Here is a 14,903-nt window from a genome sequence, read left to right as displayed (position 1 = left end):
GACTAGCATCGACGGCACCAGATCCGAGCGACAGGAAGCAGGCCGGGGCCACGTGGCCGAAGAAAACCAGCAGAGCAACAAGGAAGGTCAGTCCCGGTTCGCCGTGCCGGAAGGTGCGGTGCTCACGCTGCTCGGGTCGCGCGACGAGAACCTCCGGCTCGCGGAGGAACTGCTCGACGCCGACGTGCACGTGCGCGGGAACGAGATCACCTTGTCCGGCGACCCCGCCGACGTGGCCTTCGCCGAACGCGTCTTCTCCGAACTGATCACCCTCGCGGGCCGCGGTCAGGCCATCGACCAGAACGCCGTCCGCCGCATCGTCGCGATGCTCAGCGCGAACGACGTCGAGTCGCCCGCCGAGGTCCTGAGCCTCGACATCGTCAGCCGCCGAGGCCGCACGATCAGGCCGAAGACGCTGAACCAGAAGCACTACGTCGACGCGATCGACAAGAACACGATCGTGTTCGGCATCGGTCCCGCCGGCACCGGCAAGACGTACCTCGCCATGGCCAAGGCCGTGCAGGCGCTGCAGGCCAAGCAGGTCAACCGCATCATCCTCACCCGCCCGGCCGTCGAGGCGGGCGAGCGCCTGGGCTACCTGCCCGGCACGCTCTACGAGAAGATCGACCCGTACCTGCGCCCGCTCTACGACGCGCTGCACGACATGGTCGACCCGGAGTCGATCCCGCGCCTGACGCAGGCGGGCACGATCGAGGTCGCACCACTGGCTTACATGCGTGGTCGGACCCTCAATGACGCGTTCATCATCCTCGACGAGGCGCAGAACACGACGCCCGAGCAGATGAAGATGTTCCTCACCCGCCTCGGCTTCGGCTCCAAGGTGGTCGTCACGGGTGACATCACCCAGGTCGACCTCCCCGGCGGCCAGCGCAGCGGCCTGCGGGTCGTGAGGGACATCCTCGAAGGCGTCGACGACGTGCACTTCTCGGTGCTGACCAGCCAGGACGTGGTGCGCCACCGCCTGGTCGGCGACATCGTCGACGCGTACGACAAGTGGCAGGTCCAGCAGGACCTCGTCGACCAGAACGGGCAACACCACGGACCCGGTGCACGCCGGGGGAACCAGCGGCGGGGACGATAGGCGCCGTGAGCATCGAGATCGCCAACGAGTCGGGTGTCGGAGTCGACGAGGGTTCCATCGTCTCCGCCGCCCGCTTCGCGCTGGACCGCATGGGCGTGAGCCCGCTGGCCGAGCTGTCCGTCCTGCTCGTGGAGCTGGACGTGATGGCCGACCTGCACGAGCGCTGGATGGACCTGCCGGGTCCGACGGACGTCATGGCCTTCCCCATGGACGAGCTGGACTCCGCGCGCCGCCCCGACGCCGCGGGCCTCGGGCCCGCGCTGCTCGGGGACATCGTGCTGTGCCCCGCGTTCGCCAAGGACCAGGCCAAGAAGGCGGGCCACGGCCTGCTGGACGAGCTGCACCTGCTGACCGTGCACGGCGTGCTGCACCTGCTGGGCTACGACCACGCCGAGCCCGCTGAGGAACGTGAGATGTTCACGTTGCAGAACCGCATCCTCGGCGACTTCCGCACCGCCCGTGACGAGGCCGAACGGGCCGCGCACCAGCGCAGCGCCGACGACAAGGTGCTCGGCGCGGTCGGCCTGGACGAGAAGAACGAAGAAGCCTGACGCGATGAGCGCGAACCCTGCCAGTGTGATCGTGCTGGCCGTTCTGCTCGTGCTCGCCGCAGGCCTGTTCGCGTGCGTGGATGCCGCTCTCGGCACCGTGTCACGCGCACGGGTGGAGGCCCTGCAACGGCAGGGCCGCTGGGGCACCGGGCAGTTGCTGCACGTCCTCAACGACCGGCCGCGGCACGTCAACCTGCTGTTGCTGCTGCGGCTGGCCTGCGAGATGTCGGCCGCCGTGCTGGCCACGACGGTGTTCCTCGACTTCGTGGAGCACGACGGGCTCGCTGTCCTGTACGCCTGCCTGAGCATGCTCATCGTGTCGTACGTGCTGGTCGGCGTCGGACCGCGCACCCTGGGCCGTCAGCACCCGTACGGCGTGAGCCTGCTCGCCGCGGGCACCGTCCGGCAGCTCGGGCGCGTGCTCGGTCCGCTGTCCAAGCTGCTGATCCTCATCGGTAACGCCATCACGCCCGGCAAGGGCTTCCGCGAGGGGCCGTTCAGCTCCGAGGTCGAGCTGCGAGAGCTCGTCGACATGGCGCAGGAACGCGGCGTCGTGGACGAGGGCGAGCGCGAGATGATCCACTCGGTGTTCGAGCTGGGCGACACCATCACGCGCGAGATCATGGTGCCGCGCACCGAGATCGTGTGGATCGAGCAGTCGAAGTCGGTGCGGCAGGCGCTCGCGCTGTCGTTGCGCACGGGCTACACCCGCGTCCCGGTGATCGGGGAGAGCGTCGACGACGTGCTCGGCGTGGTGAACCTCAAGGACCTGATGCGGGCCACGCTCGCCGAGGACGAGGACCCGAAGAACGTCGCCGAGCTGATGCGCCCGATGAGCTTCATCCCGGACTCGAAGCCCATCGCGGACCTGCTGCGCGAGATGCAGGTGTCGCGCCGGCACATGGCGATCGTCGTGGACGAGTACGGCGGCACCGCGGGCCTGCTGACCATCGAGGACATCCTCGAGGAGATCGTCGGTGAGATCACCGACGAGTCCGACACCGACGACCGCCCGCCGGTCGAGCACCTGGAGGACGGCGCGGTGCGGGTCAGCGCGCGCCTGCCGGTGGACGACCTCGACGCGTTGTTCGGCACCGAGCTCGACGACCACGAGGTCGAGACCGTCGGCGGCCTGCTCGCGCAACGCCTCGGGCGCGTGCCGCTGCCCGGCACCGAGGCGGAGATCGCCGGCCTGCGCATGCGGGCCGAGGGCGGCAAGGACGAACGCGGCCGCATCCGGGTGACCACTGTGCTCGTGCGTCCAGTGCAGAAGGAGACAGAAGAAGATGACTGACGTCGACCCGGAGAACGCGAAGCTCATCACGCTGGCGCGGTCCGTCCGTGCGCGCAACGGCGCCGAGGAGGGCGCGGCGGTGCGTGATCTCGACGGCCGCACCTACAACGCCTCCACTGTCTCGTTGCCGTCGCTGAAGCTCACCGCGCTGCAGGCGGCCGTCGCGGCCGCCGTGTCGAGCGGGGCCGAGGGACTGGAGGCGGCGGCGGTCGTCACCGAGTCGAACCGGGTGGACGGGGAGTCGCTGGCAGCCGTGCGCGACCTCACGCCGTCGGGCCCGGTGCTCCTCGCGAACCTCTCGGGCGAGCTGCGCGAGCAGTTCTAGACGCCCCGGAAGGCCCCGCGAACGGCCATAACCAGCAAGAGGGACAATGGACGGATGGATGGTTACCGCTCCGGGTTCGCGTGCTTCGTCGGCCGCCCGAACGCAGGGAAGTCGACGCTGACGAACGCGCTGGTGGGCACGAAGGTCGCCATCACGTCCAGCAAGCCGCAGACGACGCGGCACACGATCCGCGGCATCGTGCACCGCGAGGACGGCCAGCTCGTGCTGGTCGACACGCCCGGTCTGCACCGGCCGCGCACGCTGCTCGGCCAGCGCCTCAACGACCTGGTGCGCGAGACGTGGTCGGAGGTCGACGTCGTCGGCTTCTGCGTGCCCGCGGACCAGAAGGTCGGCCCCGGTGACAAGTTCATCGCCGCCGAGCTGGAGAAGGTCGCCAAGCGCACGCCCGTGGTCGGCATCGTCACCAAGACCGACCTCGTGTCGCAGCAGCAGGTGATGGAGCAGCTGCTCGCGTTGCAGAAGGTCATGGAGTTCGCCGAGATCATCCCGGTGTCCGCCGTCGACGGCTTCCAGGTCGACAAGCTGAGCGACCTGCTGCTGAAGAAGCTGCCCGAGGGCCCGCAGCTGTTCCCGGACGGCGACCTGACCGACGAGCCGGAGCAGACGCTGGTCGCCGAGCTCATCCGCGAGGCCGCGCTGGAGGGCGTGCGCGACGAGCTGCCGCACTCCATCGCCGTGGTGGTCGAGGAGATGCAGGCGCGCGAGGGCCGCAACGACCTGATCGACATCCACGCGTTCGTGTTCGTGGAGCGGCCGTCGCAGAAGGCGATCATCCTGGGCCACCGGGGCGAGCGGCTCAAGCAGGTCGGCATGGCCGCCCGCAAGCAGATCGAGGCGCTGCTGGGCAGCCGGGTGTACCTGGACCTGCACATCAAGATCGCCAAGGACTGGCAGCGCGACCCGAAGCAGCTGCGCCGCCTGGGATTCTGATGGCCAACCTGTACCGCGACACCGGCATCGTGCTTCGCGTGCAGAAGCTCGGTGAAGCGGACCGGATCATCACCTTCCTGACCCAGAAGCACGGCAAGCTCCGCGCCGTGGCCAAGGGCGTGCGCCGCACGTCGTCGAAGTTCGGGGCGCGGCTGGAGCCGTTCTGCCACGTCGACGTGCAGTTCCACCCCGGCCGGTCGCTCGACATCATCACCCAGGTGCAGACGCTGGACGCGTTCGGCGTCGGCATCGTCACCGACTACCAGCGCTACACGGCCGCGTGCGCCATCCTGGAGACCGCCGAACGGCTCACGGCCGAAGAGGGCGAACCTGTCCTGCGGCTCTACATGCTCGTGGCCGGGGCGTTGAGGGCTTTGTCGAACGGTGAGCGCGACCCGTCGCTGCTGCTGGACGCGTTCCTCATGCGCGCGATGGCGTTCGCGGGTTGGGCGCCCGCGGTGAACGAGTGCGCGAAGTGCGGCGATCCCGGTCCGCACCGGGCGTTCAGCATCCAGGCGGGTGGCTCGTGCTGCCCGAACTGCCGTCCCGCGGGCTCGTCGTCGCCGTCCAGCGACACGCTGACGTTGCTCTCCGCACTGCTGCACGGCCAGTGGACCGTGGTCGACGAGATCCCGCACATCGCCCGTCGTGACGCGAGTGGGCTGGTCGCGGCGCATCTGCAGTGGCACCTCGAACGGCAGCTCAGGTCGTTGCCTTTGGTCGAGCGCAAGGCGCAGCCGGCCGACGGCTAATGTGGCGGCTACCCGACAACGGTTTTCGCCCGAGAGGATGCCGAGCTCTTATGTTGCGTCGCCGCCGCTCCGAGCGTGAGAAGCGCGTACCGCGCCCGCCGGAGCCGCACGAGTCCGGTGCGACGCCCCCGGACATCCCCGCCGACCTGGTGCCCAAGCACATCGCGATCGTGATGGACGGCAACGGCCGTTGGGCGAACCAGCGCGGGCTGTCGCGGGTGGAGGGGCACAAGCGCGGTGAGCAGGTCGTGCTCGACGTCGCGAAGGGCTCCATCGAGCTGGGCGTGAAGTGGCTCTCGCTCTACGCCTTCTCCACGGAGAACTGGAAGCGCAGCCCCGAAGAGGTCCGCTTCCTGATGAACTTCAACCGCGACGTGATCGCGCGCCGCACCGACGAGCTGGACGAGATGGGTGTCCGCATCCACTGGGCCGGCCGCTCGCCGAAGCTGTGGGGCAGCGTCATCAAGCAACTGCAGGAGGCCGAGGTCCGCACGGCCGAGAACGACGTGCTGAACCTCGTGATGTGCGTGAACTACGGCGGCCGCGCGGAGATCGGTGACGCCGCCCGCGAGGTCGCGCGGCTGGTCGCCGCCGGGAAGATCAACCCGGACAAGGTCGACGAGCGCACGCTCGCGAAGTACCTGTACAAGCCGGAGATGCCCGACGTCGACCTGTTCATCAGGCCGTCCGGTGAGCAGCGCATCTCGAACTTCCTGCTGTGGCAGTCCGCGTACGCCGAGATGGTCTACCAGGACATCCTCTGGCCCGATTTCGACCGCCGCGACCTGTGGCGGGCCTGCGAGAAGTTCGCCGGGCGCGACCGCCGCTTCGGCGGTGCCGTCGACAAGCCGGGCGAGGAGGTGGTGTCGTCGTGAACGCGAGTGGTGAGGCCCTGGAGGCCGCGCGCAAGGCGTTGGAGCTGTTCCACGACGTCTCCGTGGACGACGACGGCGCGTTGAGCTTCCGTCACGGCGACGTGCCGTGCGCGGTGCAGGGCATGGAGCTGGCCGAAGGGCTGACGGTTCTCTCGCTGACGGTCGTCGTCGCGTGGGACCTGCCGGCCGAGGCGGCCGGGTGGGTCGCTGAACGCGCTGGTCAGGGTCTGTTCGGCACGCTCGGCGTGATCCATTCCGAACGTGGCACCGATGTGATGCTGCGCTACGCCTTCCCGGCGGACGGCCTCAAGCCCGAGCCGCTGAGCACGCTGCTCATGCTCGTCGTGTCGACCGCGTCGCAGGTGCGCGGCGAGCTCCTCTCCCGGTTTTCTTGAGAAAGGACCCTTCCATGGGTGGCGTGATCATTTACGAGCCGGAAGAGGACTCGGACGTCAACGAGTTCCCGTGGACCGTCACGTTCGAGCCTTCGGGCGGCGACGACTGGGACTCGTTCATCTGCGGCCCGTACGAGCGTGACCACGCCGTCGCGCTGGCCGAGGCCGTGGCGCTGGACGACGCCGAGGGCGGCGTGCTGGCCATCGTGAAGCCGATGCTGCCCGCGCTGTCGGCCGAGGACGTCTCCGCCACCATCGAGGAGCTCCGCGAGGCCGCCCTCGAGGAGGAGGCCGACGACGAGGAGACCGTCAACGGCACCCCGGTCGACTTCGACGACGACGACCTCGAAGAGGAGGAGGCGGAGTTCGACGAGCCGCCCTCGCCCGAGGAGATCCGCGAGGGCATGGCGCGCCAGTACCGCCGCCTGCTGGACCTGGACGCGGACGCGGACGCGGAATGACGATCACCGGCGAGATCCGCTCGTCGAAGCGGCGCTCGGGCCCGCCTCGGCTGAAGATCACGTCGTTGGAGGTGCTGTGCGGGATCCTCGTTCTCGCACTGCTCTTCCAGTCCAGGCTCGTGGACCTGCTCGACGTGCCGAAGCTGCGCACGGCCTCGACGGTGTTCGTGGCGATCTGCGTGCAGGCGATGCCGTTCCTGGTGCTGGGCGTGCTGATCTCGGGCGCCATCGCGGCGTTCGTGCCCGCCTCGGCGCTGCGCCGGCTGCTGCCCTCGAAGACCGCGCTGGCCGTGCCCGTGGCCGGTGTCGCGGGCATCGCACTGCCGGGCTGCGAGTGCGCCTCCGTGCCCGTGGCGAAGCGGTTGATGCAGCAGGGCGTCGCACCCGCCGTGGCGCTGACGTTCCTGCTGGCCGCACCCGCGGTGAACCCGATCGTGCTGGTGTCGACCGCCGTGGCGTTCAACGACACCCCGATGATGGTCGCCGCGCGGTTCGTGGGCTCCCTGCTGACCGCGATGGTCATGGGCTGGCTGTGGGTGCGCTTCGGCAAGATGGAGTGGATCGCCGAACGCGCGCTGGCCAAGCTCGCTGACCACTCCGGCAGGTCCAAGTGGGCCGTGTTCGCCGAGAGCGCGCGGCACGACCTCGTGGACGCCGGCGGGTTCCTGGTGCTGGGCGGGCTGTTCGCGGCGGCGTTCAAGACGTTCGTGCCCACCGCGTGGATGCAGACGCTGGGCGGTCAGATCGTGCTGGGCGTGATCGTGATGGCCCTGCTCGCCGTCATCCTGGCGCTGTGCTCGGAGGCCGACGCCTTCGTGGCGGTGGCGTTCTCCGCGCTGCCCCTGCTGCCGCGCCTGGTGTTCCTCGTCGTCGGCCCGGCCGTCGACGTGAAGCTGATCGCGCTGCAGGCCGGTGCGTTCGGCAAGTCCTTCGCCTTCCGCTTCGCCCCGGCCACCTTCGTGGTGGCGATCCTGTGCGCCGTCGTGAGTGGAGTGGTGCTGCTGTGAGACGGGAAACCCAGAACATCCTGCTGGTCCTGCTCGGCGGCGCGCTGCTGAAGATCAGCTTCTCGGGCCTGTACCTCAGGTACGTGCAGAAGAGCCTGCTGCCCCTGCTGATCGCGGCCGGCGTGATCATGATCGGCCTGGCGCTGTTCGCCATCGTCCAGGACATCCGCCGCGGCAAGGCCGCCTCCGAGGACGACCACGAGCACTCGCACTCGTCGCGCTCGACGTGGCTGATGCTGCTGCCGGTGCTGGCGGTGTTCCTGATCTCGCCCCCGGCCCTCGGCGGCGACGTCGTGAACTCGGCCGCGGACACGAACCAGACGCAGCGCTCCCGCAACCTGCTGGGCGAGCTGCCGTCCGGGGACGTGATCCCGTTGTCCATGACGGAGTTCGTCACGCGCACGGCGTGGGACGAGTCCGGGACGCTGGACGGGCGCCGGGTGAAGCTGACCGGGTTCCTGCTTCGCGCGGAGGGCGACACCTTCGTCGCACGGCTCGCGATCTCGTGCTGTGCCGCCGACGCCCGGCCGCTGAAGGTGCGGGTGACCGGGGACGTGCCCTCGCTGCCCGACGAGCAGTGGGTCGAAGTGACCGGTCAGGTCGTGCCGAAGTCGGCGAACGAGAAGAACTCCTGGGTGCCGAGCTTCACCGTGGAGTCGTTCACGCCCGTGGCCGAGCCGGTCGAGCCCTACGAGAGCTAGTGGCGCGACTCGGAACGTTGGCGAGGTGATCCACGCTCAGCAGGGCGCCTCGCGGCACCGCCCCCACGCCCCCATACGTCCAGTATGAGGACGTGGGGGCGGCACCACGATGCACCCGTCTGACCGCGAATTCCCCCGGCAACCTTCCGAGCCACACCACTAGGTCCGGGGCGCCCCGGACCGGGTGCCCCGTCCTCGCCCTACTTGAGGCCCTTGGCCGTGCACTCCGCGCACGTCCCGAAGATCTCGACGGTGTGGCTGACCTCGGAGAACCCGTTCTCGGCCGCCACCCGGTCCGCCCACTTCTCGACGGCGGGACCCTCCACCTCGACCGTGCGGCCGCAGTGGCGGCACACGAGGTGATGGTGGTGGTGCGCCGAGCAACGGCGGTAGATCGCCTCGCCCGAGTCGGTGCGCAGGACGTCGACCTGGCCCGCGTCGGCGAGGGACTGCAGGGTGCGGTAGACCGTGGTCAGGCCGATGCCCTCGCCGCGGCGGCGCAGTTCCTCGTGCAGTTCCTGGGCGCTGCGGAAGTCGTCGAGCTGGTCGAGCAGGTTCGACACCGCGGTGCGCTGCTTGGTGGACCTCAGTCCGGTCACAACTTCTCCTCGACGTGCGTCACAGCGTCCACCACGATGTGCGCCAGATGTTCGTCCACCAATCGGTACACGACCTCACGGCCGTGTCTCTCGCCGTGCACCACGCCCGCCGACTTGAGCACGCGCAGGTGCTGGCTGATCAGCGGCTGCGCGACTCCCAGCGCCTCGACCAGTTCGTGCACGCAGCGGTCGTGTTCCCGCAGCTGCAGAACGATGGCGATGCGGACCGGGGCAGCCAGTGCGCGCAGCAGGTCGCCGGCCTCGGCGAGGGTGTGCGCGGAGCGAGGTGCCGCGGGCGCCGGGGCCTCGCGTTCGGGGGAGTGCTCGCCGTGCAGTTGAACGGTCATGGCGGCGCACCTCACCTGGTAGGGATTTTCACAACCAATTCTACGGTGATGATGAGCAGTACCAGCAGGACCACCACGCGCAATGTGCGATGACCTGGGGAAAGAACCTTCCAGGTGGCCGCCAGGAGCGCCGCGGCACCCACGAACAGCACACCGAGCAGCACCGCGCCGAGGGTGCCGCCCACCAGAACGCCGGTGATGAACAGACCGAGCACGAGCACGAACGCCACGACGGGGCGCACACGCGCGAGTGGGCCGTCGCCGGGCAGGAGAGGGCGCTTGGAGGTCACCGTGCCATCCTTGCACCGTGCTGCTGGTGTGCCGATTCCGCGTGTCCGACCCCGAGACGTTCACCGCCCGCGTCGAAGAGGCGTTGAAGCTGCTGACGGCTCAGCCGGGGTGCCACAAGGGCACGCTCGCGCGGTCGACCGACGAGGACGACCGCTGGGTGCTGACCGTCGAGTTCGAGTCCGTGGTGGCGTACCGGCGCGCGATGTCGCCGTTCCCCGTGCGCGAACACGTCATCCCGCTGCTCTCCGAGGCGTTGACCGACGAGCCCGCCATGTACGAGCCGACGCTGACCAGCACCGGCGGCGAGGTCGAGACGCACACGAGCGTGCTCGCCGAGGACGCGTTCACGGTGCGGCTCGGCGAGGCGGCGGGTCCTACGACCCCGCGGCGATAGCTTCCATCTCCTTGACCCATTCCTCCTGCGAGTCGTGGGGGAGCAGTTCCAACGCCCTGCGCGCGGCCTCGGCAGCCTCCTCCGACCGGCCCAGCGCATGCAGCGTCTTGGCCTTGCCGCTCTCGGCGTAGGCCTCCGGGGTCTTCTCGAACGCGTCGAGCGCCTCGTCGTAGCGGCCGTTCTCGAAGTAGAACCAGCCGAGGTTGTTGTGCAGCGGTCCGAGCCAGCGCACCAGCTCCGGGTTCGCCACGACGATCTCGAGGCCCTGCTTGGTCCACTTCTCCGGGTCGTCGACCAGCGACGCCATGTGCGCGGCGTCGACCGCGAGCGACAGGTCACCGCGCGTCTTCGCCAGGATGAACGCCGCCACGAACAGCGGTTGCGCCGCCTCGGGGTCGCCGGCGGAGCGGTGCAGCCTGCCGCGTTCGAGCAGCGCGCGCACCCGGCCCGTCGAGTCGGGGGCGACCAGCACCTCCGCCTCGTCGACCAGGGCATGACCTGGGGCGAAGTTCTCCCTCAGGCCCTCGACGCGGGCGAGCTGGGTCAGCACCTCCGCCCGCTCGTCGTCGGTCTCCACGTTGCCCAGGAACGCGCGGAACCTCGCCTCGGTGCCGTCCAGGTCGGCGAAGTCCCACAGCTCTCGCAGCCGGTCTTCCATCTGCGCAACGTACCGCGAAGGGGCCACTGGTTTCAGCTGGTGAGAGAATCGCGTAGCAGGATCGCACGGTGAGGTCCGCCCGACGATGTGATCGTGTGGAGGCAGGGGTGCGCAGGTCGTTCAAGTTCCTGCTGCGCCCGACTTCCAAGCAGTCGAAGGCGCTGGACGAGATGTTGCGCGATCACTGCTCGCTCTACAACGCGGCGTTGCAGGAACGCCGCGATGCTTGGCGGCATCCGTCGAAGACGACGATTCGCTACCCAGACCAGTCTGCCCAGCTCAAGGAAATCCGCGCGGCCGATCCCGGACGGCAGGGCCGCTGGTCGTTCTCCAGCCAGCAAGCGACGTTGCGGCGTCTCGACAAGGCGTTCGCCGCATTCTTCCGCCGAGTGAGCAACGGCGGGAAGCCCGGCTATCCGCGATTCAGGGGCGTTGGTCGGTTCGACACCGTTGAGTTCCCCAAGGATGGTGACGGCTGCCGGTGGGATTCCGTCTCAGGGCAACCAGCGACCCGTGTCCGGTTCCAGGGAATCGGGCACGTGCGAGTGCATCAGCACCGCGCGCTGAAGGGCAGAGTCAAGACCGTCAGCGTTAAGCGCGAAGGAACACGCTGGTACGTAGTGGTGTCCTGTGACGACGTACCGGCACAGCCGCTACCCCCGACCGGGCGACACGTTGGCATCGACTTGGGCGTCGTGCACTTCCTGACCACCTCATGCGGCGGTCACATCGCCAATCCACGGCACGGCAGGCGCAACGCCAGTTCTCTTGTAGATGCACAGCGTGCTCTCAAAGCGTTCCCAAAGGTCCGCGACGGCCAGAGAAGCGTGCGCCATCGCCGAGCTGTGGCCAAGGTCGCCGCGCTGCATCGCACCGTACATCGCCAGCGAATTGACCACGCGCACAAGACCGCCCTCACCCTCGTTCGCTCCTATGATCAGATAGCTCACGAAAAACTGAACGTCACGGGCATGGTTCGCGCACCTGCGCCTCGGGCGGACCCAGCCGGGCACGGAGGCTTCCTGCCGAATGGTGCCGCCGCGAAGTCCGGGCTCAACAAAAGCATTCTCGATGCGAGTTGGGGGTGTTTCCTGAGCATCCTCGCGAACAAGGCTGAAAGCGCCGGTCGCGTCGTGATCGCTGTGGACGCCCGCAACACCTCCCGCGTCTGCCCTCAATGCGGGCACCTCGCGAAGGAGAACCGCATCACCCAGGACACGTTCAGGTGTGTCAGTTGCGGCTACTCGGCCAACGCCGACCACGTTGGCGCACTGAACGTCGCAGTCAGGGCCGGGCTGGCCCTTCCCGTCGTGGCTCAGCGCCCGCCGGGAGAACCCGTGGTCTCACCGCGGGAGGAGTCACTCGTGCAGGGTAAGGCGCTACCGGTCGCTCGTTCGGGGCACGACGTGACGGGCTAGGCTTGAGCCCCCGATTCTCATTCCCCCGATGGAGTTCCCCTTGCCCGCCGATCGCATCGAGACCGTTGTCAGCCTCTGCAAGCGCAGGGGGTTCGTCTACCCGTGCGGGGAGATCTACGGCGGTACCCGCTCGGCATGGGACTACGGGCCTCTCGGCGTCGAGCTCAAGGACAACATCAAGCGGCAGTGGTGGAACTTCATGGTCCGCGGCCGCGAGGACGTGGTGGGCCTCGACTCGTCGGTGATCCTGCCGCGTGACGTGTGGGTCGCCTCCGGTCACGTCGAGGCGTTCGTCGACCCGCTCGTCGAGTGCGAGTCGTGCCACAAGCGGTTCCGCGCGGACACGCTGTCCGAGGAGTACGCGGAGCGCACCGGCAAGGAGGTCGCCGAGGGCGACGTCTCCGACGTGCCGTGCCCCAACTGCGGCGTGCGCGGCTCCTACACCGAGCCGAAGATGTTCAACGGCCTGCTCAAGACGCACCTCGGTCCGATCGAGACCGAGGAGGGCCTGCACTACCTGCGCCCCGAGACCGCGCAGGGCATCTTCACGAACTTCCTGAACGTGCAGACGACGTCGCGCAAGAAGCCGCCGTTCGGCATCGGCCAGATCGGCAAGTCGTTCCGCAACGAGATCACGCCGGGCAACTTCATCTTCCGCACCCGCGAGTTCGAGCAGATGGAGATGGAGTTCTTCGTCGAGCCGGGCACGGACGAGGAATGGCACCAGTACTGGATCGACGAGCGCACCCGCTGGTACACGGACCTGGGCATCTCCAAGGAGAACCTGCGCCACTACGAGCACCCGAAGGAGAAGCTGTCGCACTACTCGAAGCGGACGGTCGACGTCGAGTACCGCTTCCAGTTCGGCGGCCAGGAGTGGGGTGAGCTCGAGGGCATCGCGAACCGCACCGACTTCGACCTCACGACGCACTCGAACCACTCGGGTGTCGACCTGTCGTACTTCGACCAGGCCACGAACTCGCGCTTCCGGCCGTTCGTCATCGAACCGGCGGCCGGTGTCGGCCGCCCGATGATGGCGTTCCTGCTGGAGGCCTACACCGAGGACGAGGCCCCGAACGCCAAGGGCGGCGTGGACAAGCGCGTCGTGCTGAAGCTCGACCGCCGCCTCGCGCCGGTCAAGGTCGCGGTGCTGCCGCTGTCGCGCAACGCCGACCTGTCGCCCAAGGCCCGCGACCTCGCGACGGCCCTGCGCCGCAACTGGAACGTCGACTTCGACGACGCCGGCGCCATCGGCCGCCGCTACCGCCGCCAGGACGAGATCGGCACGCCGTTCTGCGTGACGGTCGACTTCGACACGCTCACCGACCTCGCCGTGACGGTGCGGGAGCGCGACACGATGTCGCAGGAGCGCGTGGCGATGGACCAGCTGGAGTCGTACCTCGCGGCACGCCTCGTCGGCTGCTAGGAAACATCCGGCCGCGAGGCAACAGATCGGCGTGTGCGTGCGTGCTTAGTGCATGCACGCACAGCGATTGACGCGGACAGGCGTCCCGCTCCTCGGAGCGGGGCTCGTCCTGCTGGCCGGGATGGTCGTGGTGGCGCTGACCATCCCGGTGACCGGTTACGCCACCGTGCAGGTCTGGGTGGGCGTGGCGGCGGTGGCGCTCGGGCCGTGCTGGGCGGGCCTGGTCCTCCTGCGGTCGTCGCGGCACCAGGCGCCCCAGCGCCTCGGCCTTCCGGTGGGCGCCTCGATGGTGCTGACCGCCACCGCGGGACTCGCCGTGCGAGATCACCACGTGGAACACCCGGCCGCACCGGTCACCGCCGCCGCTGTGGCCTACGGCGTGATCGCCCTGGTGTCGGTGCTGCTGACGGTGCTGGCAGCCACGATGATCGAGCCGCCGCTCACACCGGACGAGCTGGACAGCCGTCCGGTGGACGTCCGCGACCTGCACACGTGGGGCAAGCGCACAGCCGTGCTCGGCGCCCTGTTCGCCGCGGGGCTCGTGGCGACCTCGTTGACCGCCTCAGCACCGGACGCCGCACTGTTCGGGGTGATGACGGCCGGCTGCGCGGTCGTCTCCGGTGTGGTGCTGACGAGGGTCCACGATCTGCGCGGGGCCTTCCGGAGTCGCGCGCTGGTGACCGTGCTGCTCGTGGTCGCGATGTTCGTCGTGGCCATGGCGTGGCCGGTCGTCTACGGCATGTCCGCGGAATCCTTGATCGGGGCGGTTCTGCACGCACTCCAGCTCATCGCCGCGATGTTCGTCGTCGCCCTGTGCGCCTTCCGGCTCGTACGCTTCCTCGGTCGGTACGGCGCGTTGCCGCACACCCGTCACCGGCCGGACGCGGAGGTGGCGCGATGAGCCCGCGGGAGATCAGGCAACTCGGTGTCGTGCTCGTCGCGGCGGCGCCGGGAATGGCGCTCGCGGCGTTCGTGTCGGCGATGACGTTGCCGCTGTACGACTTCGTTCGTCCCTGGTTCGTCGCATGGGGTCTCCTCGTGACACTCGGCTGCGCGGCCGTGGGGGTGGTCGTGGTCCAGGTGCCGGACCTGACGCGGCTGGCCAAGGCCTTCCGGTTTTCGCTCTTCATCCCGGTTGTCACGGGCTTCATCGCGCTGGAGACCCTCTACACGGACTATCCCGAGGTGGACGGCCTGCTGACGAGCCCGAGCTCGATCGCCTTCACGGTGGCTGTGATCGCGTCGCTGGCGGGTTTGTCGTACGTCGGGGTGCAGGTGGACCGGACCGCCAAGCATGACCAGCGAGGTGGTCCCGCCTTGGAGACGTTCATCCCGTGATCGCGGGTTTCGAGCCGC

The 14,903-nt window shown here is 68.9% G+C and carries 20 protein-coding genes; 16 read left to right on the top strand and 4 right to left on the bottom strand.

Annotated features, from left to right (window positions below; genetic code table 11):
- Window positions 1–52 precede the first annotated feature (52 nt).
- The 11 genes from ORI60_RS36325 to ORI60_RS36275 are packed head-to-tail and all read left to right on the top strand — an operon-like array spanning window position 53 to window position 8,414.
- On the top strand, window positions 53–1,102 hold the full coding sequence (locus ORI60_RS36325; RefSeq protein WP_266042535.1) for a PhoH family protein: 1,050 nt from the start codon (window positions 53–55) through the stop codon (window positions 1,100–1,102).
- Window positions 1,103–1,107: 5 nt separating this feature from the next.
- The gene (gene ybeY / locus ORI60_RS36320) at window positions 1,108–1,653 is read left to right on the top strand and encodes an rRNA maturation RNase YbeY (protein ID WP_266042534.1); all 546 of its coding nucleotides are present in this window, start codon (window positions 1,108–1,110) and stop codon (window positions 1,651–1,653) included.
- A gap of 4 nt (window positions 1,654–1,657) precedes the next feature.
- The gene (locus ORI60_RS36315; protein ID WP_266042533.1) at window positions 1,658–2,947 is read left to right on the top strand and encodes a hemolysin family protein; all 1,290 of its coding nucleotides are present in this window, start codon (window positions 1,658–1,660) and stop codon (window positions 2,945–2,947) included.
- Window positions 2,940–3,272 carry a cytidine deaminase gene (locus ORI60_RS36310; RefSeq protein ID WP_266042532.1) on the top strand — a complete coding sequence of 111 codons (333 nt, stop codon included), beginning with the start codon at window positions 2,940–2,942 and terminating at the stop codon, window positions 3,270–3,272. The genes ORI60_RS36315 and ORI60_RS36310 overlap by 8 nt, the downstream gene beginning before the upstream one ends.
- A 54-nt stretch (window positions 3,273–3,326) precedes the next feature.
- Window positions 3,327–4,223 carry a GTPase Era gene (gene era, locus ORI60_RS36305; RefSeq protein WP_266042531.1) on the top strand — a complete coding sequence of 299 codons (897 nt, stop codon included), beginning with the start codon at window positions 3,327–3,329 and terminating at the stop codon, window positions 4,221–4,223.
- Window positions 4,223–4,975: a DNA repair protein RecO gene (recO, locus tag ORI60_RS36300; RefSeq protein WP_266042530.1), complete on the top strand. Its 753-nt coding sequence runs from the start codon at window positions 4,223–4,225 to the stop codon at window positions 4,973–4,975. Before era ends, recO begins: the two co-directional genes overlap by 1 nt.
- 50 nt (window positions 4,976–5,025) lie before the next feature.
- The gene (locus tag ORI60_RS36295; protein ID WP_266042529.1) at window positions 5,026–5,850 is read left to right on the top strand and encodes an isoprenyl transferase; all 825 of its coding nucleotides are present in this window, start codon (window positions 5,026–5,028) and stop codon (window positions 5,848–5,850) included.
- Window positions 5,847–6,245: a YbjN domain-containing protein gene (locus ORI60_RS36290; protein WP_189159908.1), complete on the top strand. Its 399-nt coding sequence runs from the start codon at window positions 5,847–5,849 to the stop codon at window positions 6,243–6,245. The genes ORI60_RS36295 and ORI60_RS36290 overlap by 4 nt, the downstream gene beginning before the upstream one ends.
- 23 nt (window positions 6,246–6,268) lie before the next feature.
- Window positions 6,269–6,706, top strand: a complete 438-nt coding sequence (locus ORI60_RS36285) for a hypothetical protein (RefSeq protein ID WP_176929614.1) — start codon at window positions 6,269–6,271, stop codon at window positions 6,704–6,706.
- Window positions 6,703–7,713 (top strand): permease, encoded by a 1,011-nt coding sequence (locus tag ORI60_RS36280; RefSeq protein WP_266042528.1) that lies wholly within the window; start codon window positions 6,703–6,705, stop codon window positions 7,711–7,713. The genes ORI60_RS36285 and ORI60_RS36280 overlap by 4 nt, the downstream gene beginning before the upstream one ends.
- A complete protein-coding gene (locus tag ORI60_RS36275; protein ID WP_266042527.1) occupies window positions 7,710–8,414 on the top strand; it encodes a TIGR03943 family putative permease subunit in 705 nt (234 codons plus the stop codon). Before ORI60_RS36280 ends, ORI60_RS36275 begins: the two co-directional genes overlap by 4 nt.
- A gap of 200 nt (window positions 8,415–8,614) precedes the next feature.
- On the opposite strand, the gene ORI60_RS36270 is transcribed toward ORI60_RS36275, so the two are convergent.
- From ORI60_RS36270 to ORI60_RS36260, 3 genes are read right to left on the bottom strand one after another with little or no spacing between them, the layout of a single operon-like run.
- Entirely contained in the window at window positions 8,615–9,013 is a 399-nt protein-coding gene (locus ORI60_RS36270; RefSeq protein ID WP_090100492.1) for a Fur family transcriptional regulator, read from the bottom strand.
- Window positions 9,010–9,360: an ArsR/SmtB family transcription factor gene (locus ORI60_RS36265; RefSeq protein WP_189159914.1), complete on the bottom strand. Its 351-nt coding sequence runs from the start codon at window positions 9,358–9,360 to the stop codon at window positions 9,010–9,012. The genes ORI60_RS36270 and ORI60_RS36265 overlap by 4 nt, the downstream gene beginning before the upstream one ends.
- Before the next feature lie 11 nt (window positions 9,361–9,371).
- Complete coding sequence (locus tag ORI60_RS36260) at window positions 9,372–9,650, bottom strand: hypothetical protein (protein WP_266042526.1); 279 nt, start codon at window positions 9,648–9,650, stop codon at window positions 9,372–9,374.
- Window positions 9,651–9,667: 17 nt separating this feature from the next.
- Here ORI60_RS36260 and ORI60_RS36255 point away from each other — a divergent pair, with 17 nt between their 5' ends.
- Complete coding sequence (locus tag ORI60_RS36255) at window positions 9,668–10,045, top strand: antibiotic biosynthesis monooxygenase (protein ID WP_266042525.1); 378 nt, start codon at window positions 9,668–9,670, stop codon at window positions 10,043–10,045.
- Here ORI60_RS36255 and ORI60_RS36250 read toward each other — a convergent pair.
- Window positions 10,026–10,703, bottom strand: coding sequence for a tetratricopeptide repeat protein (locus tag ORI60_RS36250; protein WP_266042524.1), 678 nt, complete (start codon window positions 10,701–10,703; stop codon window positions 10,026–10,028). The genes ORI60_RS36255 and ORI60_RS36250 overlap by 20 nt on opposite strands.
- Window positions 10,704–10,810: 107 nt before the next feature.
- Here ORI60_RS36250 and ORI60_RS36245 point away from each other — a divergent pair, with 107 nt between their 5' ends.
- From ORI60_RS36245 to ORI60_RS36230, 4 genes are read left to right on the top strand one after another with little or no spacing between them, the layout of a single operon-like run.
- Entirely contained in the window at window positions 10,811–12,121 is a 1,311-nt protein-coding gene (locus tag ORI60_RS36245) for an RNA-guided endonuclease InsQ/TnpB family protein (RefSeq protein WP_266042523.1), read from the top strand.
- A gap of 40 nt (window positions 12,122–12,161) precedes the next feature.
- Complete coding sequence (locus tag ORI60_RS36240; RefSeq protein ID WP_266042585.1) at window positions 12,162–13,547, top strand: glycine--tRNA ligase; 1,386 nt, start codon at window positions 12,162–12,164, stop codon at window positions 13,545–13,547.
- Between the two features lie 52 nt (window positions 13,548–13,599).
- Window positions 13,600–14,448 carry a hypothetical protein gene (locus ORI60_RS36235; RefSeq protein WP_266042522.1) on the top strand — a complete coding sequence of 283 codons (849 nt, stop codon included), beginning with the start codon at window positions 13,600–13,602 and terminating at the stop codon, window positions 14,446–14,448.
- Window positions 14,445–14,885: a hypothetical protein gene (locus ORI60_RS36230; RefSeq protein WP_266042521.1), complete on the top strand. Its 441-nt coding sequence runs from the start codon at window positions 14,445–14,447 to the stop codon at window positions 14,883–14,885. The genes ORI60_RS36235 and ORI60_RS36230 overlap by 4 nt, the downstream gene beginning before the upstream one ends.
- Window positions 14,886–14,903 lie beyond the last annotated feature (18 nt).

Origin of the sequence: Lentzea sp. NEAU-D7 (genome assembly GCF_026242055.1) — a bacterium.
In the GTDB taxonomy this organism is placed as follows: domain Bacteria; phylum Actinomycetota; class Actinomycetes; order Mycobacteriales; family Pseudonocardiaceae; genus Lentzea.
The sequence above is the reverse complement of the archived record's forward strand: the minus strand, read 5'-3'. Positions and strand labels throughout refer to the sequence as shown.

Bases quoted from the DNA above. Each gene is read 5' to 3' on its own strand.
- ORI60_RS36315 (WP_266042533.1), top strand. From the start codon at position 1,658: ATGAGCGCGAACCCTGCCAGTGTGATCGTGCTGGCCGTTCTGCTCGTG.
- ORI60_RS36310 (WP_266042532.1), top strand. From the start codon at position 2,940: ATGACTGACGTCGACCCGGAGAACGCGAAGCTCATCACGCTGGCGCGG.
- era (WP_266042531.1), top strand. From the start codon at position 3,327: ATGGATGGTTACCGCTCCGGGTTCGCGTGCTTCGTCGGCCGCCCGAAC.
- recO (WP_266042530.1), top strand. From the start codon at position 4,223: ATGGCCAACCTGTACCGCGACACCGGCATCGTGCTTCGCGTGCAGAAG.
- ORI60_RS36295 (WP_266042529.1), top strand. From the start codon at position 5,026: ATGTTGCGTCGCCGCCGCTCCGAGCGTGAGAAGCGCGTACCGCGCCCG.
- ORI60_RS36280 (WP_266042528.1), top strand. From the start codon at position 6,703: ATGACGATCACCGGCGAGATCCGCTCGTCGAAGCGGCGCTCGGGCCCG.
- ORI60_RS36265 (WP_189159914.1), bottom strand. From the start codon at position 9,360: ATGACCGTTCAACTGCACGGCGAGCACTCCCCCGAACGCGAGGCCCCG.
- ORI60_RS36250 (WP_266042524.1), bottom strand. From the start codon at position 10,703: ATGGAAGACCGGCTGCGAGAGCTGTGGGACTTCGCCGACCTGGACGGC.
- ORI60_RS36235 (WP_266042522.1), top strand. From the start codon at position 13,600: ATGCACGCACAGCGATTGACGCGGACAGGCGTCCCGCTCCTCGGAGCG.
- ORI60_RS36230 (WP_266042521.1), top strand. From the start codon at position 14,445: ATGAGCCCGCGGGAGATCAGGCAACTCGGTGTCGTGCTCGTCGCGGCG.